We start from the raw sequence: 21,796 nt of genomic DNA on the forward strand, positions 1-21,796 counted from the left end.
GCTCCCTGTGGCGGGTCAGGCCCTGGGGGCGCCCTCCAAGGGGGAGAGGACCTTGGCCAGCAGGGCGCCGAGGTGGCGGCGTTCCTCGGGGGAGAGCGATTCCAGCAGCTCCGCCTCGGCGCGCAGGCGCTGGGGGAGGAGGCGGTCCACCAGCGCGCGTCCCGCGTCGGTGAGGTGGACGTCGACCTCGCGACGGTCGCGGGTGGAGGTGGTGCGGGTGACCAGGCCCTCGCCCTCCAGGCGGGCCAGGCGCTTGGTGGTGGCCGCGCCAGAGGAGAGCGTCTCGCGGGTGAGCTGGCTGGGGCGCAGCCCCTGGCCGGTCCGGCGCAACGCGCTGAGGACCTCGAACTCCGGTCGGGAGAGCCCGGCCTCGGCGAGGGGACCGTCGATGATCTGGGAGATGAGCGCGGTCAACCGGATGACCCGGCCGACCACCTCCATGCCGGAGTAGTCGAGGTCGGGGCGCCGCTCACGCCACTGCGCCGAGAAGCGTGCCACGGTGTCGCTCATCACGATTCCTTCACTCGTAAATCACTTTAAAATAGTTTATCTATGAATGACTTACCGTCGAAGCGCCCCGGCCCCCTGACCCGCCTGCTGCGTTCCCTGAGCCCCCGCGACGCGCTACGGCTGCGCGTGGTCTTCGGCGGCGTCGTCGTCCCGTCGTTACGCATCGGGCTGTGCGTGGCGATCCCGCTCGCGGTGACGTTCGCGCTGGGCCGTCTCGACCTCGCCCCCTATGCGCCCCTCGGTTCATTCACCGCACTGTACTGCCGCGACACCCCCTACGGCCGGCGGGCCCGTGTCCTGGCGACGGTCGGCGCCGGCCTGACCCTGTGCGTGCTGGTCGGGGCGCTGACCTCCCTGCTCACCGCCAACGGGATCGCCAAGATCGCCGTCATCGCCCTGGTGGCCGCGCTCGCCAAGTTCGCCGCCGACACCCTCTCCTTCGGTCCGCCCGCCGGGCTGATGTTCGTGTTCGCCGCGGGGGCGGCGGCCTACGCGCCGCAGACCTGGGCGGCCCTTCCGCTGGTGGTCGGCACCACCGCGGCCTCGGCCCTGCTGTGCTGGTGCGTGTCGATGGCGGGACGGCTGCTGCACCGGACCGCGCCCCAGCGCCTGGCCACCGCCCGCGCGCTCGTCGCCGTCGCGACCCTTCTCACCGCCTCGGACACGGCCCGGCCCGCCGCCCGCCACCAGGCGCACCTGGCGGTACAGCGTTCCTGGCTGGTGCTGGGGGACGGCTCGGTCGCGGCGGGATCGGAGACGGTCCGCGGGCTGGAGGCGCTCACCGCGCGGGCCGAGACGCTGCTGCACGTCCCCGCGGAGCAGGTGCCCACGGACACGGCCGCCGAGCTGCGCGACCTCGCCTGGCGTACCCGGCTGCGCCGCGTCCCCGAGGTCACCAGCACCGATACCGAGCACGCCGAACTGCGTTCCCGCGCCCAGCAGGTGGCCGCGGGACCGGCCGCGGGCGGCCCCGCGCACCGGCTCTCCCAGTTCCTGCCCGGCGCCACCCGGGTGGGCGCGGCGTCCCTGGTCGCCGGCCTCGCCGGCATCGCCCTGGGCTTCGACCACGCCTACTGGGCGCTGGTCTCGGCCAGCGCCGTACTCCAGACCGTGAACGTCACCACGACCTGGCACCGCACGATCCAGCGGGTCGCCGGCACCCTGCTCGGCGCCGGGCTCGCCGTGGTGATCTTCGGCTTCGACCCCGGACCGGCGGCCCTGCTCGCGGTGATCGTGCTCTGCCAGCTCGGGGCGGAGCTGCTCATCCTCACCAACTACGCGTTCGCGATCCTCTTCGCCACCCCGCTCACCCTCGCCATCACCCAGCTCGCCCACCCCGCCGACGGCGCGGTGACCGAGCGCGTCCTGGCGACGGTGGTCGGCGCGCTGATCGGGGTGGTCGTCAGCATCGTCCTGGTGGATCCGGGCACCACGCGACGGCTGCGCGCCGCGCTGGTGGAGTGCCGGGCCGCGGAGGCGCGAGCCCGCCTGGCCCTGGAACGGACGCCCCGGGAGGCAGGTCCGGCCCTGGACCGGCTGGCGCGCGCGGTCATCGCGCTGCGCGAGGCGCACATGGTCGCCGGCGGAGAGCCGTGGACCGCGGGCTTCTCCGCCGAGGAGGTCACCGCCGCCGAACACGCCGCCTACGAACTGCTGGCCGTGCCCGCGCGGGTCCCCTCGGAGTTCCCCGCGCGCTGATCCCGGCCGCCCGCCGGTGCCGTGTCGGCGGGCGGGTCAGGCCGAACGGCGGGCGTGCTCGCGCGCGTAGCGCCGTTTGAACTCCGCCTTCAGCCGGGCGGCCCGGGCCGGGTCGCGGCGGCGGCGTTCGTCGTGGTCGCCGGCGGGAACCGCGCGCGCGGCGTAGTAGTCGTATCCGTCGTCGCCGGGTCTGAGCACGTCGGTGCCGCAGGCGAACACCGGCCCGGCGGCGTCGGAGTGGCTGACCGGAACGCGGATCGTCCCGTCGGGATAGCGGATCGCGACGACCGGTGTCACTGCATCACCCCGTAGTGGTCCTGGAAGTAGCTGGTCACATCGTAGGCGAGCCGGGTGTCCCCGGCCAGTAGGTCGGTGAGGACCTCGAAGCCGTCGCCGGCGGTCAGCGCGAACGCCTCGGCCCACCACTCGTGGCGGATGTGCCAGTAGGGCTCGCACAGCCGGGCGACGCACGCCCGGTGCAGGTCGCGCCATTCGCGCGTCTCCGACATCATCCGGTCGGCGATGTCGAGCACGTGCCCCACCTCGTGCAGGACAAGGGAGATGGACTCGTGCGGCAGGCTGCCCAACGCGACCACACCGTAGCGGTAGATCCCGGCCAGGCGCTCGAAAGGCCGCGAGTGGGGCCCCTCGGGGTAGGTGAGCCGTCCCCGCAGCACGCCCATGCCGTCCAGTTCGACGATCGACCCCTCGCCGACGTAGATCGCCTCGACCTCGTCGATCACCCGGTCGGCGATGTGGAAGGGCAGGTTGGCCAGCGCGTTGATGTTGTCGAGGACGGTCTGCGAGGGGATCGTCCCCTCCGGCCACTGACGGTGCAGCACCCGCTCCATACGGCCCAGGTGACGACGTCCGTCGTTGGGGATGGGGATGACCCCGGGCGGATGCGGACCACACTCGACGCGCGTGTTCGCCCGGGGGACGCGGGGGGCGACAGCGGGCGCCGGGGAGGGCGAGCGGCGGATGGCTTGAGTCACAAACAGCAGATTTTCCCACTCCCGCCGTCCAGATGGCGTACCTCCCCCGAACCTGAGGCGGAAGAGGTCCCCGGGCACGCCTCCCCGCGCCTTCGAAGTGGCGGACTTCACGACGTGAGGGGCGGCCCCGACGGGGCGGGAATCCCCGCTCGGTGTTCCTCCGACGGATCCTGGCCGGAAAGACGACGGAATCCGCTTCGGTCGGCGTGGTGGCGTACGGTATCGCTCATGGGGACAGCATCCGACCGGCCTTCCACCTCGGTCGAGGACTATGTGAAGGCCATCTATGACCTTCAGGAGCGCGGTTCGGGACCGGTGACCATCTCGCGCGTGGCCGAACGGCTGACCGTGTCCAACTCCTCCGTCTCGGGCATGCTGCGCAAGCTCGGCGACCTCGGCCTGGTCGACCACCAGCGCTACGGTGACGTCCGGCTCACCCCCACCGGCGACAAGCTCGCGCTGGCGGTGCTGCGCCGCCACCGGCTGATCGAGCTGTACCTCGTCGAGGCGCTCGGCTACTCCTGGGACGAGGTCCACGACGAGGCCGAGATCCTGGAGCACGTCGTCTCCGACCAGTTCGTGGACCGCGTCGCCGACCGTCTCGGCGATCCGACGGTGGACCCGCACGGGGATCCCATCCCCACCCGCGACGGTCAGGTCGTCGAGCGCGAGGTCCGACTGTTGTCCCAGGCCCAAAGCGGCACCTCCGGCGTGATCGTCCGGGTCAACGACTCCGACCCCGAGCTGCTGCGCTTCCTCGCCGAGCAGGGCATCGGCATCGGGTTGCGCATCGAGGTGGTCGAACGTCAGCCCTTCGGGGGGCCGTTGATCGTCCGTCTGGGCCAGCCGGGGGACACCCGTGACCAGTCGCTGGGGCTGGGCGCGGCCGAGGCGCTGTGGATCACCCCCTTCTCCTGAGCGCGCGGCCCGCCCCCTCCCGCGGTAAGCGAGTATCCCCCTAGAAGGTGCAAAAACGGTCAGAAACGTTTGTTGGGGACCCATGTGGTAATTAGTTAGGCGTGCCGAACATCAGAGATTGGCCGGCCTTCACCCGCGTCGCGGCCGCCACCTCCCTCGCCTCCGCGCTCCTCTCCTGCGCCGCGTGCTCCGGCGCCTCCTCCGACAGCGCCGACGACGGCGAGCTCAAGGTCCTCACCACTTTCACCGTCCTGGCCGACATGGCCCGCAACGTCGCGGGGGAGGGGGTCACGGTCGAGTCGATCACCCGCCCCGGCGCCGAGATCCACGAGTACGAACCCACCCCCGACGACCTCGTACGCGGCCAGGGGGCCGACCTCATCCTGGACAACGGCCTCGGCCTGGAACGATGGTTCGAGCAGTTCACCGACCAGGTGGACGCCCCCTCCGCCACGCTCAGCGACGGCGTCGAGACCATCCCCATCTCATCCGGCTCCTACCGGGGGCAGGCCAATCCACACGCCTGGATGTCACCCGCCAACGCCCTGATCTACGTCGACAACATCGCCACGGCGCTCGGCGAGATCGACCCGGCCAACGCCGAGACCTACACGGCCAACGCCGAGACCTACAAGGCCGAGATCGGCGAGATCGACACCTTCCTCACCGAGGAGCTCTCCGCCCTGCCGCACCACCGGCGCGCCCTGGTGACCTGCGAGGGCGCGTTCTCCTACCTCGCCCGCGACGCCGGTCTCCAAGAGCGCTACCTCTGGCCGGTCAACGCCGACTCCGAGGGGACCCCGCAGCAGATCGCCGCGGTCGTCTCCTTCGTCAGGGACAACGAGGTCCCCGCGGTCTTCTGCGAGAGCACGGTCAACGACGGCGCGCAGCGCCAGGTCGCCCGCGAGACCGGCGCGGAATTCGGGGGCTCCCTCTACGTCGACTCGCTGTCGGACGCCGACGGGCCGGTACCGACCTACCTCGACCTGCTGCGCCACGACGCCGAGACGATCGTGGCCGGCCTGACCGCCTCGGAGAGCACGGAGGAGACCGCATGAGCCAGGAAGGGGCCGAGCTCGACCGGGAGCCCGCGGTACGGGTGGAGGGCGTCGGCGTCGGCTACGGCGACGTGCTCGCCCTGGACGGTGTAGACCTCGCCATCGCGCAGGGACGTGTCTGCGGTCTGGTCGGCGCCAACGGGTCGGGCAAGTCCACCCTGTTCAAAACGGTGACCGGGATGATCACGCCGGCCCGCGGGCGGGTCCTGGTGCACGGGTTGACGCCGACCGCCGCCCGCAAGCGCGGCCTGATCGGCTACGTCCCTCAGTCCGAACAGGTCGACTGGGCCTTCCCCGTGCGCGTGGCCGACGTGGTGATGATGGGCCGCTACGGCCACATGGGCATCACCCGCCGGCCCCGCGCCGCCGACCGGGCGGCGGTCGCCGACGCGCTGGAACGCACCCACCTGTCCGACCTCGCCGACCGCCAGATCGGCGCCCTGTCGGGTGGGCAGCGCAAACGCGCCTTCGTCGCCCGCGGCATCGCCCAGGGGGCGCGGGTCTTCCTGCTCGACGAACCGTTCGCCGGCGTGGACAAGCGCTCGGAGGCCACCATCGTGGAGGTGCTGCGCGCCATGCGCGACGCGGGGCACACCCTGGTGGTGTCCACCCACGACCTGGCCGGGGTCCCGGAGCTGTGCGACGAGGTGGCGCTGCTGCAACGCCGCGTGGTCGCCCACGGCTCCCCCGAGGAGGTGCTGACCCCGCAACGGCTGCTGGAGACGTTCGGCATCGAGGGCCGTCCGGTGCGGGAGGTCGCGTGATGGAGGCGTTGCTGGACTGGTTCACCGTCCCCTTCCAGTTCGAGTTCATGCGGCGGGCCCTGCTGGTCGCCGTGGTGGCCGGCGGGGTGTGCGCGGTGCTGTCGTGCTGGCTGACCCTGATCGGCTGGTCCCTGCTCGGTGACGCCGTGTCCCACGCGGTGCTGCCCGGGGTGGTGCTGTCCTACCTGTTCGGTCTCCCCTTCGCGGCGGGCGCGCTGGTGTTCGGGGCGGGCTCGGTGGCGCTGATCGGCGTCGTCAACAGGACCTCGCGGGTCAAGGAGGACGCGGTGATCGGAATCGTGTTCACCGCGATGTTCGGGGCCGGGGTGGTGCTCATCTCGAAGATCCCCAGCGAGACCGACCTGATGCACATCCTCTTCGGCAACGTGCTCGGGGTCTCCGACGCCGAGATCGCCCAGATCCTGGTCATGGCGCTGGTGACGCTGGTCGTCGTGGCGGTCAAGCACCGCGACCTGACGCTGTTCGCGTTCGACCGGGTGCACGCCCACGCGATCGGGCTCAGCCCGCGCCGCTTGGAGGCGCTGTTGCTGGGGCTGCTGTCGGTGACGGTCGTCATCGCGTTGCAGGCCGTGGGCGTGATCCTGGTGGTCGCCATGGTCATCATCCCCGGCGCGACCGCCTATCTGCTCACCGACCGCTTCGAACGGATGCTGGCGATCTCGGTCGCGGTGTCGGTGGCCGCGTCGGTGCTGGGCACCTACGCCAGCTTCCATTTCAACGTCGCCACCGGCGGCGCGATCGTCGTGACCCAGGCCGCCGCGTTCGGCCTGGCCTACCTGTTCGCGCCGCGGCACGGGGTGCTGGGGCGCCGGCTGCGCACGCGCGCCGTGGTGGCGCGCGGTGAGGCGCCCCGGGCCGGCGCGCCCTCCTGAGCACCACCCGCGAAGCGCCACCCCGCCGGAAAGGCGTGTGGCCCGGTCCGCCGATGGACCGGGCCACGCTGGTGAGGGCGGGAGATGTCCCGCCAACGCGGCAGCGGACCGGTCGATCGCCGGGTGACGCGCTGTCCGGACGGCGGACGGGACCGTTGTCTCCCGTATGACCTCGCCTACGGCGAGTCGCCTTCCTCGGACCCGGGCCGCGGCTCGCCGCCTGGCACCTTGCCCCCACCGCAGGCCGTTCCCCGCGATCGGCGCAGGAGGCATCCCGGCCCCACCGGGCGGGTCCCTTGTCCGCGGGGCCGCTCCTGCGTCACAGTTACCGGCATGGAGACACGACCCGGCCCGCGCAGGCGCGTCACCATCGTGCGGACGGAGCCGTTCACGACCCGGCGGCTGCGGATGGAGCCGTTGCGGGTCGAGGACGCCGAGGAAATGGCGGGCGCGCTCGCCGATCCCGCTCTGTACGAGCACATCGGTGGGCGACCGCCGAGCCCCGTGGAGCTGCGACAGCGTTACGAACGGTTGGTGGCCGGTTCCGCGGAGCCGGGGATCTCCTGGTGCAACTGGGTGGTCCGCGACGGTACCGGCACGGCCGTGGGGACCGTGCAGGCCACCATCGGGCCGGTGCCCGGCGGGCTCGGCGCGGTCATCGCCTGGATGGTGGGCGTCCCCTGGCAGGGACGCGGGTTCGCCTCCGAAGCCGCGCGGGGCCTGATCGCCTGGCTGCACGCGCGCGGGGTCCGTCCCGTCACCGCGCACATCCACCCCGACAACCTGGCTTCGGAGGCGGTGGCCCGCAACTGCGGACTGCGCCGCACCGACCGCCACGCCGACGGCGAACTGGTGTGGACCGAGGCCACCTGAGCCCACGGCGGCGCTTTGCCGCGGTCCTGGAGAAGCCGCCGCCCCGTTCGGCGTGCCCCACACCGGCACATGGTGCGCCGGACCGCTTCGATGCCCTTTCGTTCCCGCCCCGACGGTGGACCCCACAGCGAACCCGTCGATGTGACGTAGATCACCGGTAAAGCTGGTCGGGGTGGCGGCCCACGCCGTGAGGGCGGCGGGGAGGTCCGCCCCCCGACGGGGCTGACCTGGCCCTTCCACGACCGTCCTCACCGCGGCCCGCCCCTTCGTGTGAGAGCGCTGTTTCACGGGTGTTACGAGAGGTCACATCACGGCAACCAGCAGTCTCTAGTCTTCTCGACGGAACCCCTCCCGTTGAGCAGGAAGGCTCGAACGTGGCCCCCGAAACCGTGACGGACCCACCCCGCTCGGGCGGACGCTGGATCACCCACTGGGACCCCGAGGACGAAGGGTTCTGGCAGGCCGGCGGGCGCCGCGTGGCCAACCGCAACCTGTGGGTGTCGATCTTCGCCGAGCACCTGGGCTTCTCCGTGTGGAGCCTGTGGTCGGTGCTCGTCCTGTTCATGACGCCGGAGAACGGGTTCGCCTACTCCGCCGAGCAGAAGTTCCTGTTGGTCTCCCTCGTGACCCTCGTCGGCGCGGTGCTGCGCGTGCCCTACACGCTGGCGGTGGCCAGGTTCGGCGGACGCAACTGGACGCTGGTGTCGGTGGCGGCGCTGCTCTTGCCGACGGTCCTGGCGGTGGTGCTGATCCAGCGTCCCGAGACCCCCTTCGCGGTGTTCGCGCTGTTGGCCGCGACCGCCGGCCTGGGCGGCGGTAACTTCGCCTCCTCCATGGCCAACATCAACTTCTTCTTCCCCGAGCGCCACAAGGGGTGGGCGCTGGGGCTCAACGCCGGCGGCGGCAACATCGGCGTTCCCGCCATCCAGCTCGTGGGACTGGCCGTGATCGGCCTGTTCACCGTCGCCAACGGCGCCTACGTCCCCCTGCTCTACCTCCCCCTGATCCTGCTGGCCTGCTGGATGTCCTGGCGTTTCATGGACAACCTGGCCGGGGCGCGCTCCGATGTCTCGGCCCAGATCGCGGTGTGCCGCAACCGCCACGCCTGGATCATGTCCTTCCTCTACATCGGTACGTTCGGCTCCTTCATCGGTTATGGGTTCGCCTTCGGCCTGGTGTTGCAGAACCAGTTCGACCGCACCCCGCTGGAGGCCGCCGCGATCACCTTCCTGGGCCCGTTGCTGGGTTCGTTGTCGCGCCCGGTGGGAGGCCGGCTGGCCGACCGCTTCGGGGGAGGGCGCATCACCCTGTGGACGTTCGTCGCGATGGCGCTGGGCACCGGCCTGATCATCATGGCCTCGGTGCAGCAGTCCCTGCCGTTGTTCCTGTTGGGCTTCATCCCGCTGTTCCTGCTCACCGGGATCGGCAACGGGTCGACCTACAAGATGATCCCGTCGATCTTCGCCGCGCGCGCCGAGGACCGTATCGCCGAGGGCGAGGAGCGCGAGACCGCCATGGCCGAGGCCAAGCGGCTGTCGGGGGCGCTGCTGGGGATCGCCGGCGCGGTCGGGGCGTTGGGCGGGGTCGCGATCAACCTGGTGTTCCGCGAGGCGTTCGCCTCGGCCGGCAGCGCCACCCCGGCCTTCGTCGCCTTCCTCGGGTTCTACCTCGTCTGCATCCTCGTCACCTCCCTGGTCTACCTGCGCCGCCCGGCGCGCACGACCGAGCGGGCCGCGTCGTGACCGCCACCCACTGCCCCTACTGCGCCCTCCAGTGCGCCATGCGGGTGGAGCCCACGCCCGACGGCGGATACACGACCCGTCCCGCGCCCTTCCCCACGAACCGGGGCGGGCTGTGCCGCAAGGGGTGGAGCGCCGGCGAGCTGTTGAGCGCCCCCGACCGCCTCACCTCGCCGTTGCTGCGGCCGCGCAAGGACGCGGAGCTGCGGCCGGTGGACTGGGGGACCGCGCTGGACCACGTGGCCTCCCGCCTGCGCGGGCTGCGCGGGAGCCACGGCGCCGACGCGGTGGCGGTGTTCGGCGGGGGCGGCCTGACCAACGAGAAGAGCTACCTGCTCGGAAAGTTCGCCCGGACCGCGCTGGGCACCTCGCAGATCGACTACAACGGCCGGTTCTGCATGTCCTCCGCCGCCGCCGCGGGGATGCGCGCCTTCGGCCTGGACCGGGGACTGCCGTTCCCGGTCACCGACCTCGCCGGGGCCGAGACGATCCTGCTGGCCGGCGCGAACGTCGCCGAGACGATGCCGCCCCTGATGGGCCACCTCAGCGGCGCCCGGCTCGTCGTCGTCGATCCGCGGCGCAGCGCCACCGCCGAACACGCGCTCGCCAACGGCGGCCTCCACCTGGCGCCACGGCCGGGCACCGATCTCGCGCTGGCGCTGGGCCTGTTGCACGCCGCCCGCGAGCAGGGGCTGCTCGACGACGACTACATCGCCGAACGCACCACCGGCTTCGCCGAGACGTGGGCGCACGCGGCGGCCTGGTGGCCCGAACAGGCCGAGCGCGCCACCGGTGTGCCCGCGGCCGACATCCGCGCCGCGGCCCGGCTGCTGGGCGCCGCCTCCGGCGCCTACATCCTGTCCGGGCGCGGCACCGAGCAGCACGCCAAGGGCACCGACACCGTCTCGGCCTGGATCAACCTGGCGCTCGCGCTGGGCCTGCCCGGCCGGCGCGGATCCGGGTACGGCTGTCTCACCGGACAGGGCAACGGCCAGGGCGGGCGCGAACACGGGCAGAAGGCCGACCAGCTTCCCGGCTACCGCCGGATCGACGATCCGGCGGCGCGCGAGCACGTCGCGGGCGTGTGGGGCGTGGAGGCCGCGGACCTGCCCGGCCCGGGACGCAGCGCCTTCGAGCTGCTGGACGCGCTGGGCGGCGCCGACGGACCGCGCGCGTTGCTGCTGTTCGGATCCAACCCGGTGGTATCGGCCCCCGATGCCGGCCGTGTCCGAAACCGGCTCTCCGGCCTGGAACTGCTGGTCGTAGCCGACTTCGTATTGTCCGAAACCGCGGCGATGGCCGATGTGGTCTTTCCGGTCACCCAGTGGGCCGAGGAGAGCGGCACGATGACGAACCTGGAGGGGCGGGTCCTGCGCCGACGCCGGGCCGTTCCCCCTCCCCCGGGGGTGCGCAGCGACCTCGAGGTACTGCACGGCCTGGCGGTGCGCCTGGGCCGCCCGGCCGAGGCGTTTCCCACGGACCCCGACGCGGTGCTCGCCGAACTACGCGCCGCATCCGCGGGCGGCGCGGCCGACTACTCCGGCGTCACGCCCGAGCGGCTGGAGGCGGGAGAGGCCCTGCACTGGCCCTGCCCCGAGGACGGTTCCACCGCGCCACGGCTGTTCCTGGACTCCTTCGCCCACCCCGACGGCCGGGCCCGCTTCGTCGCGGTCGCCCACCGCGATCCGGCCGAGACCACCGACACCGACTACCCCCTCGTCGCCACGACCGGACGGCTGCTCGCCCACTACCAGTCGGGGGCCCAGACGCGCCGCGTCGGCGAACTGGCCGCGGCCGAACCCGAGTCCTACGTCGAGGTGCACCCCGACACCGCCGCGCGCAGCGGCCTGGCCGAGGGGGACTGGGCGCGTGTCAGGTCCCGGCGCGGTAGCGCGGTCGCCCGCGTGCGCTGCCGTCCCGACGCCCGTCTCGACACCGTCTTCCTGCCCTTTCACTTCGCCGGTGACCAGCGCGCCAACCTGGTGACCAACCCGGCGTTGGACCCGACGAGCAGGATGCCGGAGTTCAAGGTGTGCGCGGTCCGGCTGGAGCCGGAGGCGCCGTTCCAGGAGGAGGTCAGCCGATGAACCGGCAACCGCGCCACATCGTCGTCGTCGGACACGGGATGGTAGGGGCCCGATTCGTGGAGGAGGTGGCGCGCCGCGATCCCGACGGCGAACGAGTCCGGCTGACCGTCGTGGGGGCCGAGCCCGGGGTCCCCTACAACCGGATCCTGCTCCCCGACCTGCTCAACGGCAGGCTGGAGGAGGCGGACCTGGCCCTCGCCTCGGTCGCCTCCACGGCGGTGGAGGCGCGGTCCGGCGTGTCGGCCACCGCGCTCGACACCGCCGGCCGCAGCGTCCGTCTCGACGACGGTTCCACGCTGGGCTACGACGAGCTGGTGCTGGCCACCGGCGCCCAGGCCGCCTTCCCACCGGTGTCGGGTCTGACCCGGGACGACGGGACACCGGCCGCGGGGGTGACCGCGCTGCGCGACCTGGCCGACTGCCGCCGGTTGATGGAGCTGACCGGTCCCGGGTCGCCCGTCGTCGTCCTGGGCGGAGGCGTGCTCGGGCTGGAGGCCGCCCGCGCCCTGACCGAGCGGGGGGTTCGGGTCTCGCTGGTGGAGTCCTCCCCGTGGTTGATGCGCCGCCAACTGGATCGGGCGGCGGCGCGGATCCTCGGCGCGCGGTTCACCGCGTTGGGGGTGAGCGTGCACTCCTGGCGCGTCGCCGCGCGGTGGATCCCGGGAACCGGGCTGGAGCTGGACGACGGGCGGGTGCTGCCCGGCGACGCGCTGGTCGTCACCGCCGGGGTGCGGCCGCGCACGGGCCTGGCCGAAGCCGCGGGGATCGCCGTGGACCACGGCGTCGTCGTCGACGACCTGCTGACCACCAGCGATCCGCGCGTCCACGCCATCGGGGACTGCGCCCGCCACCCCTCGGGCGGCGGGGGACTGGTCCAGCCCGGCTGGGAGCAGGCCGCGGTCCTGGCCGACCTGCTCACCGGGACCGCGCCCGAGGCCCGCTACCGGGGGACGCGCCCGGTCACCCGGCTCAAGGCCGAGGGGATCGAGCTGGCCTGCCTGGGGGAGGCCACCGCGGAGGAGAACGACACCACCCACACCGTCACGATCTGCGACGCCCACGCGGGCCGCTACGCCAAGCTCGTCGTGCGCGACGAGCGGGTGGCCGGCGCGATCCTGCTCGGCTTCCCCGACGCCGCGGCGGCGATCATCCAGCTCTACGACCAGGGCGCCCCGGTGCCCGCCGACCGGATTTCACTGCTGCTGGGCCGCACCGCGCCCGAACCGGGCCCCGACGGCGCCGGCCCGGCCCTGGTGTGCCGGTGCAACGGGGTCGACCGTGACCGGTTGGAAGGGGCCTGGCTCGACGGCGCGCGCACCCGCGAGGCCGTCGCCGAGCGGACCCGCGCCACCACCGGCTGCGGGGGCTGTACCCGTGACGTCGACGCGCTGTTGGCGGCCTGGAACCAGGGCAGTCCCGCGGCGGTGTAGCGGGGGCCGGGCGCGCTCACCCCGCCCTGTCCGTGACCGGGTGGGGGACCACGATCAGCTCGTCGGGGCCGTTGACCATGAAGGAGGCGACCCGGGCCGGCGGTCGGCCGGGGTCGGCGAGCGCGACGGCGGGCAGGCGGCCGAAGAGCGTCCGAAGGGCGATGTCGGTCTCCAACCGGGCGAGGTGGGCGCCCAGGCAGAAGTGCGTCCCGTGGCCGAAGGCCAGGTGCCGCTTGTCGGCGCGGGTGGGGTCGAACTCGTCGGGGGCGGTGGGGTGCACGGCCGGGTCGCGTCCCGCCGCGGCGAAGGCGAGGAGGATCGGGTCGCCCCCGCGGATGAGGACGCCCTCGCCCAGGTCGATGTCCTCCACCGCGTAGCGCAGCGGCAGGTGCATCACCGGTCCCTCGTGGCGCAGGGTCTCCTCGATGACGTCGTTCCAGCCGATGACGCCCCCGCGCACCAGGTCCACGTGGCGGGGGTGGGCCAGCAGGGCGTGGACGGCGCTGGTGATGAGGTTGACCGCGGTCTCGAACCCGGCGCCGAGCATGAGGAAGAGGGTGTCGATCACCTCCTGCTCCGGCAGGGGACCGGCGTCCCCGTGCGGCGCGAGGAGGTCGCCGACGAGGTCGGGGCCCGGGTGGCGACGCTTGTGGCGCAGCAGCTCGATGAGTCCGGCCTGGAGCTCGGCGTGGTTGGCCCGGGCGCGCTCGGGGGAGGCGGCGGTGTCGAGGATGGCGTCGACGCCGCCGGCGATGCGTTCGCGCATCGCCTCGGGAACGCCGAACAGGTCGCAGATGACGGTGACGGTGAGCGGGCGGGACAGCGCCTGGCGCAGATCGGTCCGCTCGCCCGGCGCGAGCCGGGCCATCCCGTCGACCAGGGCCTCGGACGTGGCCTGGACGCGTGGGCGCATCGCCTCGACCCTTCGCGGCGAGAAGGAGACGGAGACGCGGCGACGCCGCTCGTGGTGCTGTGAGCCGTAGGCGTTGACGAAGCTGCGTTGCAGGGCGACCGTCCTCAGCGCCCAGCCCTCGGGCACATGAGCCCGCCCGGGCCAGTGCCGGTAGGGGTCGCGGGAGACCCGGGGGTCGGCGGTGAGCGCCCTGATGACGTCGTACCGGGTGACCGACCAGGCGATGACCCCTCCGGGCAGCTCCACCCGTACGGCCGGGCCCCGCGCGCGGAGCCCGGCGGCCTCCTCGTGCGGCGCGGTGGCGGTGGGGTCGAGTACGGGACAGCGGGAGAGGGGGACGGCGTCCATCGGAGCCTCCGGAGGGGGTGTTCTCGTGTGCCGTGGAACGCGCGCGTGGCCGGCCGCGCCTCGCCGGGAGGGACGGCCGTGCCGACGGCACGCTTCCCCGTTTCTACGTCGGGCACAGGTCCGGGGCAATGGCGCGCGGTCGGGAAGCGGGGACGGGCGGGAGGCCGCTGGTGGACCGGTTGGGACGGATCCCGAACCCCGGTTGTGGGCGAAGCGGAGAAACGAGGAGGAACAGGAAGCCGCGCCCCTGACGGTTACATTCCCGTCAGGACCGGCGTTCGTCGCCCTGGCCCGGCCGCTCCCGCGCCCCGTCGAGAACGGCGTAGTCGCCCAGGGCGGGACGCAGCAGACCGAATATCCGCTCTGCCGCGTTGGTGAGCTCGGCGGCGATCCGGTCGGCTCCGCGGCCTTGCAGGGTGAGCCGGACGGTCTCCTCGAACAGCACCCGATGGGCCGCCGCCAGCAAGGCCGCCGCGGCGCGCGGGGTGACGTCGCCGGCGGTGCCCGTCGTGGCGGCCAGGGCCTCGGCCAGGGCGTTCTCCCGGATGTCGTGGAAGTCGCGCAGCCGCGCCATGAGGGTGGGGCTGTCGACGACCATGCGGGTGAACTCGGGGCCGGCGAAACCGATGACCGGGTCGCGGCGGGCGACGGCGGCGAGGAAGGACCGGTGCAGCGCGTCCAGCGCGGACTCGCCGGGAGCGCGTTCGGCGACGGCGCGGGCGAGCCCCGAGGTGAACTGCTCGCCCAGGTCGAGGGCCAGATCCTCCTTGCGCGGGAAGTAGTTGGTGACCGTCATCTTGGCGACCTGGGCCGCGGCGGCGATCTCGGCGATCGTCACGTTCTCGAAGCCCCGTTCGACGAACATGCGGGTGGCGGTATCGGAGATGGCCTGCCGGGTCTGCCTCTTCTTCTGTTCGCGCAGGCCGGCCGTTGCGCCGGGCCGGGAACCGCCGCGCCCCCCATCGCGTTTTCCTGGGTCGGACATAAAAATATGTTGACACGAAATATGTACCGAGGCTAGGTTTCGCCGGCCGAGAGCGAGGCGGACGCCTTCGCGACCGGAGACGAGAGGGAGGACCGACCATGCAAGAACGACCCCCGTCGGAGTTCGACGCCGGCGCCGAATTCGACCGTCAGGTGGACACGCTCATCGCCAAGGGATACCCCGAGGCCGCGGGGCTCGACACGGAGGCGTTCACCGCCCTGCTCGCCCCCCTGCGCGCCACCGCCGTCGCCCACGGCGCGTCCCTGCGCCCGCCCGCCCCGGGACGCGCGCCGTTCGTCGTGGTCCTCACCCGCGCCCTCGCGCCCATCGAGTGGGCGATGTCGCGCACCACGCTGGCCCGCGGCTCCAAGGCCGGCTTCGTCGACCGCCTCTACGAACCCGGTGCCATCGAACGGTTCGTCCCCACCGACGCGACGCGGCCACCGGACGAGCGCGCCTACCTGCTGTTCGACGTGGAGCGCGGCGAGGAGTTCTGCGGCGCCGTTCCCGAGGACGCCATGGCCACCATCGCCCAGCGGGGCCGCAGCACGCTGACCATCGAAGAGGGCATCGCCCTGGTCACCCACCATCCCGACGCCCTGGAGAAGAACCGCTGCTTCTCCCTGGCCGGATCCCGGTGCGGCGACCGTCGGGTACCCGCGATCTGGATCAGTCAACGGGCGCCCAAGCTGGGCTGGTGCTGGGCGGGCAACCCGCACACCTGGCTCGGCATGGCATCGGCCGCGCGGCGCGCCGCGGCCTGAGGCGCTCTTCCGCGCCCCGGCCGGGGAGCCGGGGCGCGGCGGAACCCCCTCAGCGGGCGGATGTCCTTCCGCCGGGGGCGGGGCGACCGGCATGATGACGGCCCTGGGGCCGCCCTTCGCGCCGAAGGTCCCGTCAGCGGCGACACCAGGGCACCCGAAGCAGGAACCTCCCGCCCAGCAGCGCGGAGGCGGCGTCTCAGGCGTGTCGGGCCACGGGCCGGGAGCGTGCAGGTGGCCGTCACGATGAAGCCGATACCGAACAGGGAGGTCCAGACGGTGGCCTTCGCCGCCGCCCGCCGGATCGCGGCGCCGGCCCGCGTCACGGCCCCCGCGCCATGGCGCTCACACCGGCGACGGGCGGGATGTTGAGGCCCGTCCGAGGGGGCAGCGCCCCCACCGGTGCGCAGCCGGCATCGATCGGGACGGCCGCCCCGCCCCACGGCCGGCCCCGGAAAGAGCGGGCTCAGCCGCCCACGCCCCTGCCCGCCTCGACGGAGGAGACGAGGTCGATCGTGTGGCGGGCGACGACCTCGGGACGGGCGCGCGGCATCCAATGGCCTCCGGGGACGCGCACGACACGGGAGTTCGGCGCCCACCGCCGCACGGCGCCCTGCATCGCGGCGGTGACGAAGACGTCGTGCGCCGGGGCGAGCACCTGGACCAGGACGGGGGTACGCCGTTCCTGCGGGGCGCGCAGGCGCTCGCGCACGTTCGCGCGGTACAACCCCAGCCCATTGAGCAGGTCGCGCAGCGCCCGCCCGTGCGAGGGGGCCTCGTGCTCGCCGACCCGCTCCAGCAGGGACAGGACCGGGCCGCCGATCCCGGTCAGCCAGGCGAGTTCGGGCAACGGCCTCAGGTGGAAAAAGACGATGTAGCCGGACAGGAGCCGCTGCACGGCCAGCTCCCATCGGGCGTGGAGCCCCCCGCGCGCTTGCGCGCGCATCCAGTGGGCGACATGGTCCAGGCAGGGCCCCGACACCGAGGTGAACGAGGCGAACCGGTGGTGGGCGTGCTCCTCGGTCACGGCGTGCCAGGACTGGATCGATCCCCAATCGTGCGCCAGGACGTGGACGGGCCGGTCGGGGCTCACCGTGTCGGCGACTCGGAGCAGGTCCTCGGCGAGGCGGTCCAGGTGGTATCCGTTGCGCTCGCGTGGGGCCGGGGAGCGGCCCGCTCCCCGGACGTCGTAGGCGACGACGTGGTAGCGGTCGCGCAGGAGCCCGGCCACGCCGTCCCACAGCGTGGAGTCGTCGGGGTATCCGTGGACGCAGACGACCGTGGGAGCCTGCGGGTCCCCCTGACAGCGGACGTGGAGCGGCAGGCCGTCACCGGCGACGACACGACACGTGCGCGCCTCGCTCATCCTCTCCTCTTCCCTTCCTGTTCCCGGGGTGAGACCACGGGCCGGACACGGCTTTAGGAGGCGTCGCCTCCCCCGCTCCCGTCGGAGCCGCCGTGGTCGGCACCGAAGACGGGAACGCCGTCGCCGGCGTTCCGGCTCCGGCCGCGCAGGCCCCCGATGAGAACCACGAGGAAGCCCACGAGGAGCACCACGATGACGGCCGTGACCGCGATGTCGAACATGACGCCCCTTTCAGGCGGAGATGACGCCTCACACCCTGCCATAGCAGAGGGGACGGGAGGTGACCACGATGTGGCGGGATCCGGCCATCCTCGTCTTCCGGCCGCGCCCCACCGGATCGCGGCAACGGCGGAGTCCGCCCCCGCGTGCCGCGGCCCCATGAGCGCGCCGTGACGGCGACGTCCTCCTCGGGCGGTGTCCCGTCGCCCGCCTGCCGGGGAAGGGGAGAGGCGGGCCCGGGTGAAGCGCCTGACCCTGCGGCCCCCTCGCCCGGGTTTCTTCGCGCCCCGCCCTCGCCGCGGCGTCTCGGCGCGCTTGGCCGGGGCGCCGGCCGAGCGCGCCGGGAGGCGGCGGGACGCCCCTGGCGCCCCGCCGCCTCCCGGCCGGTCACGGGGCGGTGTCCGCTGTGCCGCCCGGCCGTGTCCGCTACCCGAACTGCCCGATCTGGTAGTCGCCGGCGGGCTGCCGGACGATGACGTTCAGGCGGTTGAAGGCGTTGATGAGGGCGATGAGCGCCACCAGGGCGGCGAGCTGGTCCTCGTCGTAGTGCGCGGCGGCATCAGCCCACGCCTCGTCCGTGACGCCACCGGCGGCGTCGGCGATGCGGGTGCCCTGCTCCACCAGCTCCAGGGCGGCGCGTTCGGCGTCGGTGAAGACCTCGGCCTCCCGCCAGGCCGCGACCAGGTTGAGACGTAGCGAGGTCTCCCCGGCGTGCGCGGCCTCCTTGGTGTGCATGTCGGTGCAGAATCCGCAGCCGTTGATCTGGCTGGCGCGGATCTTCACCAGTTCCTGCGTCGAGGCCGGCAGGGTCGACTCCGAGAGCACCCTGTTCGCCGAGGAGAGGTACTTCGTGATCTTGGCCGAGTTCGGGTTGTCGAAGAGGTTCAAGCGAGCTTTCATGGTGGGCTCCTCTGCCCTTGCCGGTGATGACATACCGATGACGACGTAGCCCGGTGAGATGTGACAGGGGTGAAAGTGACGCGCGTCTCACCGCCCTTCTCCCCGAATCCGCCCGGACGGATTCGGGGGAATCGATGACCGAGGAGGACTCGGCGGCGCCGGGCGGGAGTGCGTACAGTGGGGGAGCAACGCAGCGTGAGGAGGCCGCACATGAGCGCATCCGAACACCGCATCAGCGACGCCGAGCTGGCCCAGGCCGTGGACGCCTCCTACGGCCGGCTGGTCCGCGGCGCCTCCGCGCCCGCCGGGTCGGTCACGATCCACGCCACCGACCCCGAGGAGTGGCGGCGACAGTGGTCGGCCCTGTTCGACGACGGAGAGGACGAGGGTGATACGGCCGGTCACGTTCGAGCCTCTGGCCCAGAGGCAGATCCGGGCGCTGGCGCCCCCTGACCGGGCCGCGCTGTCGGAGGTGCTCTTGGACCTGGCCGGGGCCGCCGATCCGATGACGGTCGTCGACCCCTACCTGCCCGGCGGTATCGGCCCGCTGCCCTTCCACGGTGTGGTGCTCACCGACTCGGCCGAGGCGGTGGTGACCCTCTACCTCGACCACGTGCGGGTGGTCGCCGTACGCCCCCGCCACTGCCCCCTCCCGTGAGCGCGCCGGGGCGAAGCGGAGGGGCGTTGGGCGGGCTCCCCGAGACGACCTGCCGCCCGCGCACCGCGCGGTCGGGCCGGGGACGCGGCCGGCCGCGCGGGCGGCTCAGCGGGGCGACGTCCCCGATCCGGAATCGCCCCCGCTGAGCCGCCTGCGCGCGCCGCGTCCGACCGGGCGCGGTTCCCGCCCCTCCTCGATACAGCGCAGCGTCTCCATCCCGGCCATGGCCCCGGCCCGGTGGAAGGAGCGCGTGTGGGAGTCGTACTCGTGCCAGGCGGCGTCGCGCAACACCACCCGGGCCGCGTAGGGGGGCCGGCCGGCCCCGACCCGCTCCCACGCCTCGAACACGCCCGCTCCGAACGCCTCGGCGAACTCGGCGGGGAGCGGGCCGCCCCTGGACCGTCGCCCCTCCGGCAGGTCCACGACGAACTGGTACTCGCTGTCGGCCCCGGCCGCCAAGGGGAGCATGTCGGCCCAGGCCAGGGCGACCTCCGCGGGGCAGGCCGTCTGAATGACATGGCGGACGTGCACGCCGTGGACGGCCCGGGGCAACGGCGGGGGCGGTGCCACCCGACGGCGTCCCACCGGACGCGGTGGCCGCTCCTCGCGTAGCGCCCGCACCGCCTCCTCCACGGCGAGCCGGGCCGCGATGTCGGTGAGGGTGCCGAGGAAGGCGCGGTCGGCCCCCTCCTCCTCCCACGCGCAGTGCCGCAGCACGGCGTGGACGGGGCAGGGCAGGACCTCGTTCCACCAGATGTCGTACATCTCCCGTTTCAGGGCCGTGGCCAGCCTGTCCGCGAGCGGGTGCCCGCCTGCGGAGTCCGCGCCCATCCGAAGGTGCAGCCGCTCGTCCTCGCCCGAGGGCAGGGGATCGAAGTCGATGACGAACTCGATCCGAGCCCACCCCGCCGGGGAACGCCGCTCGTGGTCGACGTGCACACCTCGTAGCGGGCGGGCCGCGGCGAGACCGTTCTCGAAGGCCATCTGTCTCTCTCCCTCCGGGGGGCGGCGCGGCACCGTGTGCCACACGGGACGACCCCGACGGTAGTGCCCGACTCCGACACGGCCCACCCGTTTTCTCCCTCCGGGCCCACCCGGTTATCCCGTTGCCCCTCGCCGGTCGGATGCGCCAGGCTGCGGCCATGATCGACACGGGACTTTCGGGAAGCGTCGTCTTGGTGACCGGAGCCGCCGGAGGGATCGGCGCGGCCATCGCGCGGGCCTTCGCCGCCCAAGGGGCCAAGGTCGCCGTCCACCACCTGGCCACGCCCCCGCGCCCCCGCGCGGGGTTCGCTGGGAGCACGTCTTCCCCGAGGCGGAGGACGCCCACGCGCTGGCCGCCGAACTGGGCGGGATCGCGGTCGCGGCCGACCTGTCCGAGGCCGACGCGCCCCGCCGGCTGTTCGAGGCGGTCGGGGAGCGGCTGGGACCGGTGCGGGTGCTGGTGAACAACGCCGCCCACTGCGAGAGCCCCGACACCGTGGACGCGCTCACCGCGGACGGTCTGGAGCGCCACTACCGGGTCAACGCCATCGCCCCCGCGCTGCTCACCGCCGAGCTCGCCCGACGCGCCCCCGAGGAGGGGGCGTGCGTGGTCAACGTGTCCACCGACGCCGCCCGGGCCTTCCCCGGCCAGATCGGCTACGGCACCTCCAAGGCGGCCCTGGAGGCGTTCACCCGCGCCGCGGCACTGGACCTGGCTTCCTCGGGGATCAGGGTCAACGCGGTCGCCCCCGGCCCGGTCCAGACCGGTTGGATCGGACCGGAGGCGATCGAGGAGGTCCGCGCGATCGTCCCCCTGGGACGTGTCGGCGAACCCGACGACATCGCCGACGCCGTGGTCTTCCTCGCCTCACGTCAGGCCCGCTGGGTCACCGGCCAGGTGCTCCAGGTCGCCGGCGGCCACGCCCTGTGACGCCCTGGATGCTGCGGCCGGCGGCGGATCACACCCGGGCCGGGGCCACCGCCTCCCGGTAGCGGGCCACGACGGCGGCGGCCACGCCACTGTCGGGGCACAGCGGCCCGGCGACCAGGTCGGCCCCGGCACCGGCCAGGCGCTGATGGAACAGGCCGGGGGCGAGGAGCCAGGAGGCGATCGCCACACGCCGGTGCCCCTCGGCCCGCAGGGCCGCGACGGTCTGCGCGACGGTCGGCGTCCCGGTGGCGATGTAGCCGGTGCGCACGGGGCTCCCCAGCGTCTCGGCCAGCCGCCCGGCCGCGTCGGCCACCTCGGCCAGCGCGCCGGGGTCGGACGATCCCGCGGCGGCCAGCACCACCGCGTCGGGGGCGCGCCATCCGGCCTCGCGCAGCCGCCGCGCGGCCGCGGCCACCAGCCGCGGGTCGCCGCCCAGCGCGCCGGTGATCCGCGCGTCGAAGCGTCCGACCCGGGCGAGTTGGCCGGGGATGTCGACCCGCACGTGGTAGCCGGCGGCCAGGAAGGCGGGGACGACGACGATCGGCCCGCTGATCGTCGCGGCGACGTCGCCCACGTCCGGATCCCGCACGTCGGCGAAGGCCAGCCGCACCGGGACGCCGGCGCGTTCCCGGACACCTCGGGCCAGGGCCCTGGTGACGTCGAGGCCGTCCGGATCACGGGTACCGTGCACGGCGAGCAGCAGGGTGGGGCGCACAAGGCCCTCCTCACGTTCCTGGCCGGTCCGGGCCCCGCGGCGCGAACCGGT

The 21,796-nt window shown here is 73.4% G+C and carries 24 protein-coding genes; 14 read left to right on the top strand and 10 right to left on the bottom strand.

The window, feature by feature from the left end; all coding sequences use genetic code 11:
* Positions 1-15: 15 nt before the first annotated feature.
* Positions 16-510 carry a MarR family winged helix-turn-helix transcriptional regulator gene (locus B5D66_RS09595; RefSeq protein WP_078761293.1) on the bottom strand — a complete coding sequence of 165 codons (495 nt, stop codon included), beginning with the start codon at positions 508-510 and terminating at the stop codon, positions 16-18.
* A gap of 42 nt (positions 511-552) precedes the next feature.
* On the opposite strand from B5D66_RS09595, the gene B5D66_RS09600 reads away from it, so the two are divergent.
* On the top strand, positions 553-2,208 hold the full coding sequence (locus B5D66_RS09600; RefSeq protein ID WP_078761294.1) for an FUSC family protein: 1,656 nt from the start codon (positions 553-555) through the stop codon (positions 2,206-2,208).
* Positions 2,209-2,244: 36 nt separating this feature from the next.
* Here B5D66_RS09600 and B5D66_RS09605 read toward each other — a convergent pair whose 3' ends face one another.
* Entirely contained in the window at positions 2,245-2,505 is a 261-nt protein-coding gene (locus B5D66_RS09605) for a hypothetical protein (RefSeq protein ID WP_078761295.1), read from the bottom strand.
* Positions 2,502-3,059, bottom strand: coding sequence for a hypothetical protein (locus tag B5D66_RS09610; RefSeq protein ID WP_078761296.1), 558 nt, complete (start codon positions 3,057-3,059; stop codon positions 2,502-2,504). Before B5D66_RS09610 ends, B5D66_RS09605 begins: the two co-directional genes overlap by 4 nt.
* 372 nt (positions 3,060-3,431) lie before the next feature.
* Here B5D66_RS09610 and B5D66_RS09615 point away from each other — a divergent pair, with 372 nt between their 5' ends.
* The 8 genes from B5D66_RS09615 to B5D66_RS09650 all read left to right on the top strand — a co-directional run bounded on the left by B5D66_RS09615 (position 3,432) and on the right by B5D66_RS09650 (position 12,965).
* The gene (locus B5D66_RS09615; RefSeq protein ID WP_078761297.1) at positions 3,432-4,121 is read left to right on the top strand and encodes a metal-dependent transcriptional regulator; all 690 of its coding nucleotides are present in this window, start codon (positions 3,432-3,434) and stop codon (positions 4,119-4,121) included.
* 101 nt (positions 4,122-4,222) lie between these two features.
* Complete coding sequence (locus tag B5D66_RS09620) at positions 4,223-5,179, top strand: metal ABC transporter substrate-binding protein (protein WP_078761298.1); 957 nt, start codon at positions 4,223-4,225, stop codon at positions 5,177-5,179.
* A complete protein-coding gene (locus B5D66_RS09625; protein WP_078761299.1) occupies positions 5,176-5,943 on the top strand; it encodes a metal ABC transporter ATP-binding protein in 768 nt (255 codons plus the stop codon). Before B5D66_RS09620 ends, B5D66_RS09625 begins: the two co-directional genes overlap by 4 nt.
* The gene (locus B5D66_RS09630) at positions 5,943-6,836 is read left to right on the top strand and encodes a metal ABC transporter permease (protein WP_078761300.1); all 894 of its coding nucleotides are present in this window, start codon (positions 5,943-5,945) and stop codon (positions 6,834-6,836) included. Before B5D66_RS09625 ends, B5D66_RS09630 begins: the two co-directional genes overlap by 1 nt.
* 333 nt (positions 6,837-7,169) lie before the next feature.
* Positions 7,170-7,709, top strand: coding sequence for a GNAT family N-acetyltransferase (locus tag B5D66_RS09635; protein ID WP_078761301.1), 540 nt, complete (start codon positions 7,170-7,172; stop codon positions 7,707-7,709).
* A 374-nt stretch (positions 7,710-8,083) separates the two neighbouring features.
* Positions 8,084-9,451: an MFS transporter gene (locus B5D66_RS09640; protein ID WP_078761302.1), complete on the top strand. Its 1,368-nt coding sequence runs from the start codon at positions 8,084-8,086 to the stop codon at positions 9,449-9,451.
* Positions 9,448-11,535, top strand: a complete 2,088-nt coding sequence (locus B5D66_RS09645; RefSeq protein ID WP_078761303.1) for a molybdopterin oxidoreductase family protein — start codon at positions 9,448-9,450, stop codon at positions 11,533-11,535. The genes B5D66_RS09640 and B5D66_RS09645 overlap by 4 nt, the downstream gene beginning before the upstream one ends.
* Positions 11,532-12,965: an FAD-dependent oxidoreductase gene (locus tag B5D66_RS09650; protein WP_078761304.1), complete on the top strand. Its 1,434-nt coding sequence runs from the start codon at positions 11,532-11,534 to the stop codon at positions 12,963-12,965. The genes B5D66_RS09645 and B5D66_RS09650 overlap by 4 nt, the downstream gene beginning before the upstream one ends.
* A 16-nt stretch (positions 12,966-12,981) precedes the next feature.
* On the opposite strand, the gene B5D66_RS09655 is transcribed toward B5D66_RS09650, so the two are convergent.
* Together B5D66_RS09655 and B5D66_RS09660 are read right to left on the bottom strand one after the other, a co-directional pair.
* Entirely contained in the window at positions 12,982-14,226 is a 1,245-nt protein-coding gene (locus B5D66_RS09655) for a cytochrome P450 family protein (RefSeq protein ID WP_078761305.1), read from the bottom strand.
* 265 nt (positions 14,227-14,491) lie between these two features.
* Positions 14,492-15,211 (bottom strand): TetR/AcrR family transcriptional regulator, encoded by a 720-nt coding sequence (locus B5D66_RS09660; protein WP_078761306.1) that lies wholly within the window; start codon positions 15,209-15,211, stop codon positions 14,492-14,494.
* Between the two features lie 98 nt (positions 15,212-15,309).
* Between B5D66_RS09660 and B5D66_RS09665 the strand changes: the two genes are divergently transcribed.
* On the top strand, positions 15,310-15,975 hold the full coding sequence (locus B5D66_RS09665; protein ID WP_078761307.1) for a DUF5701 family protein: 666 nt from the start codon (positions 15,310-15,312) through the stop codon (positions 15,973-15,975).
* A 463-nt stretch (positions 15,976-16,438) separates the two neighbouring features.
* Here B5D66_RS09665 and B5D66_RS09670 read toward each other — a convergent pair whose 3' ends face one another.
* The 3 genes from B5D66_RS09670 to B5D66_RS09675 form a co-directional block, all read right to left on the bottom strand.
* Positions 16,439-17,338 carry an alpha/beta fold hydrolase gene (locus B5D66_RS09670; protein WP_078761308.1) on the bottom strand — a complete coding sequence of 300 codons (900 nt, stop codon included), beginning with the start codon at positions 17,336-17,338 and terminating at the stop codon, positions 16,439-16,441.
* Between the two features lie 53 nt (positions 17,339-17,391).
* Entirely contained in the window at positions 17,392-17,559 is a 168-nt protein-coding gene (locus B5D66_RS25440) for a hypothetical protein (protein WP_159457247.1), read from the bottom strand.
* A gap of 424 nt (positions 17,560-17,983) precedes the next feature.
* Positions 17,984-18,457: a carboxymuconolactone decarboxylase family protein gene (locus B5D66_RS09675; protein ID WP_078761309.1), complete on the bottom strand. Its 474-nt coding sequence runs from the start codon at positions 18,455-18,457 to the stop codon at positions 17,984-17,986.
* 210 nt (positions 18,458-18,667) lie between these two features.
* On the opposite strand from B5D66_RS09675, the gene B5D66_RS09680 reads away from it, so the two are divergent.
* Together B5D66_RS09680 and B5D66_RS09685 are read left to right on the top strand one after the other, a co-directional pair.
* On the top strand, positions 18,668-18,910 hold the full coding sequence (locus B5D66_RS09680) for a hypothetical protein (RefSeq protein ID WP_078761310.1): 243 nt from the start codon (positions 18,668-18,670) through the stop codon (positions 18,908-18,910).
* A complete protein-coding gene (locus B5D66_RS09685) occupies positions 18,846-19,115 on the top strand; it encodes a hypothetical protein (RefSeq protein WP_144390054.1) in 270 nt (89 codons plus the stop codon). The genes B5D66_RS09680 and B5D66_RS09685 overlap by 65 nt, the downstream gene beginning before the upstream one ends.
* Before the next feature lie 105 nt (positions 19,116-19,220).
* Here B5D66_RS09685 and B5D66_RS26055 read toward each other — a convergent pair whose 3' ends face one another.
* On the bottom strand, positions 19,221-20,099 hold the full coding sequence (locus B5D66_RS26055) for a hypothetical protein (RefSeq protein WP_235000891.1): 879 nt from the start codon (positions 20,097-20,099) through the stop codon (positions 19,221-19,223).
* Between the two features lie 158 nt (positions 20,100-20,257).
* Between B5D66_RS26055 and B5D66_RS26315 the strand changes: the two genes are divergently transcribed.
* Entirely contained in the window at positions 20,258-20,563 is a 306-nt protein-coding gene (locus B5D66_RS26315) for an SDR family NAD(P)-dependent oxidoreductase (RefSeq protein ID WP_268805289.1), read from the top strand.
* The gene (locus tag B5D66_RS09695; protein WP_268805292.1) at positions 20,488-21,030 is read left to right on the top strand and encodes an SDR family NAD(P)-dependent oxidoreductase; all 543 of its coding nucleotides are present in this window, start codon (positions 20,488-20,490) and stop codon (positions 21,028-21,030) included. The genes B5D66_RS26315 and B5D66_RS09695 overlap by 76 nt, the downstream gene beginning before the upstream one ends.
* Before the next feature lie 28 nt (positions 21,031-21,058).
* Here the strand turns inward: B5D66_RS09695 and B5D66_RS09700 are convergent, their stop codons facing one another.
* A complete protein-coding gene (locus B5D66_RS09700) occupies positions 21,059-21,745 on the bottom strand; it encodes a sirohydrochlorin chelatase (RefSeq protein ID WP_235000892.1) in 687 nt (228 codons plus the stop codon).
* Positions 21,746-21,796: the final 51 nt, after the last annotated feature.

This window comes from Marinactinospora thermotolerans DSM 45154, assembly GCF_900167435.1.
Classification (GTDB): Bacteria; Actinomycetota; Actinomycetes; order Streptosporangiales; family Streptosporangiaceae; genus Marinactinospora; species Marinactinospora thermotolerans.

What these genes read in the sequence shown, in the direction of transcription:
- B5D66_RS09595 (WP_078761293.1), bottom strand. Translation starts at nt 510, where the DNA reads ATGAGCGACACCGTGGCACGCTTCTCGGCGCAGTGGCGTGAGCGGCGC.
- B5D66_RS09600 (WP_078761294.1), top strand. Translation starts at nt 553, where the DNA reads ATGAATGACTTACCGTCGAAGCGCCCCGGCCCCCTGACCCGCCTGCTG.
- B5D66_RS09610 (WP_078761296.1), bottom strand. Translation starts at nt 3,059, where the DNA reads ATGGAGCGGGTGCTGCACCGTCAGTGGCCGGAGGGGACGATCCCCTCG.
- B5D66_RS09615 (WP_078761297.1), top strand. Translation starts at nt 3,432, where the DNA reads ATGGGGACAGCATCCGACCGGCCTTCCACCTCGGTCGAGGACTATGTG.
- B5D66_RS09625 (WP_078761299.1), top strand. Translation starts at nt 5,176, where the DNA reads ATGAGCCAGGAAGGGGCCGAGCTCGACCGGGAGCCCGCGGTACGGGTG.
- B5D66_RS09630 (WP_078761300.1), top strand. Translation starts at nt 5,943, where the DNA reads ATGGAGGCGTTGCTGGACTGGTTCACCGTCCCCTTCCAGTTCGAGTTC.
- B5D66_RS09635 (WP_078761301.1), top strand. Translation starts at nt 7,170, where the DNA reads ATGGAGACACGACCCGGCCCGCGCAGGCGCGTCACCATCGTGCGGACG.
- B5D66_RS09650 (WP_078761304.1), top strand. Translation starts at nt 11,532, where the DNA reads ATGAACCGGCAACCGCGCCACATCGTCGTCGTCGGACACGGGATGGTA.
- B5D66_RS09655 (WP_078761305.1), bottom strand. Translation starts at nt 14,226, where the DNA reads ATGGACGCCGTCCCCCTCTCCCGCTGTCCCGTACTCGACCCCACCGCC.
- B5D66_RS09660 (WP_078761306.1), bottom strand. Translation starts at nt 15,211, where the DNA reads ATGTCCGACCCAGGAAAACGCGATGGGGGGCGCGGCGGTTCCCGGCCC.
- B5D66_RS09665 (WP_078761307.1), top strand. Translation starts at nt 15,310, where the DNA reads ATGCAAGAACGACCCCCGTCGGAGTTCGACGCCGGCGCCGAATTCGAC.
- B5D66_RS09670 (WP_078761308.1), bottom strand. Translation starts at nt 17,338, where the DNA reads ATGAGCGAGGCGCGCACGTGTCGTGTCGTCGCCGGTGACGGCCTGCCG.
- B5D66_RS25440 (WP_159457247.1), bottom strand. Translation starts at nt 17,559, where the DNA reads ATGTTCGACATCGCGGTCACGGCCGTCATCGTGGTGCTCCTCGTGGGC.
- B5D66_RS09675 (WP_078761309.1), bottom strand. Translation starts at nt 18,457, where the DNA reads ATGAAAGCTCGCTTGAACCTCTTCGACAACCCGAACTCGGCCAAGATC.
- B5D66_RS09680 (WP_078761310.1), top strand. Translation starts at nt 18,668, where the DNA reads ATGAGCGCATCCGAACACCGCATCAGCGACGCCGAGCTGGCCCAGGCC.
- B5D66_RS26055 (WP_235000891.1), bottom strand. Translation starts at nt 20,099, where the DNA reads ATGGCCTTCGAGAACGGTCTCGCCGCGGCCCGCCCGCTACGAGGTGTG.
- B5D66_RS26315 (WP_268805289.1), top strand. Translation starts at nt 20,258, where the DNA reads ATGATCGACACGGGACTTTCGGGAAGCGTCGTCTTGGTGACCGGAGCC.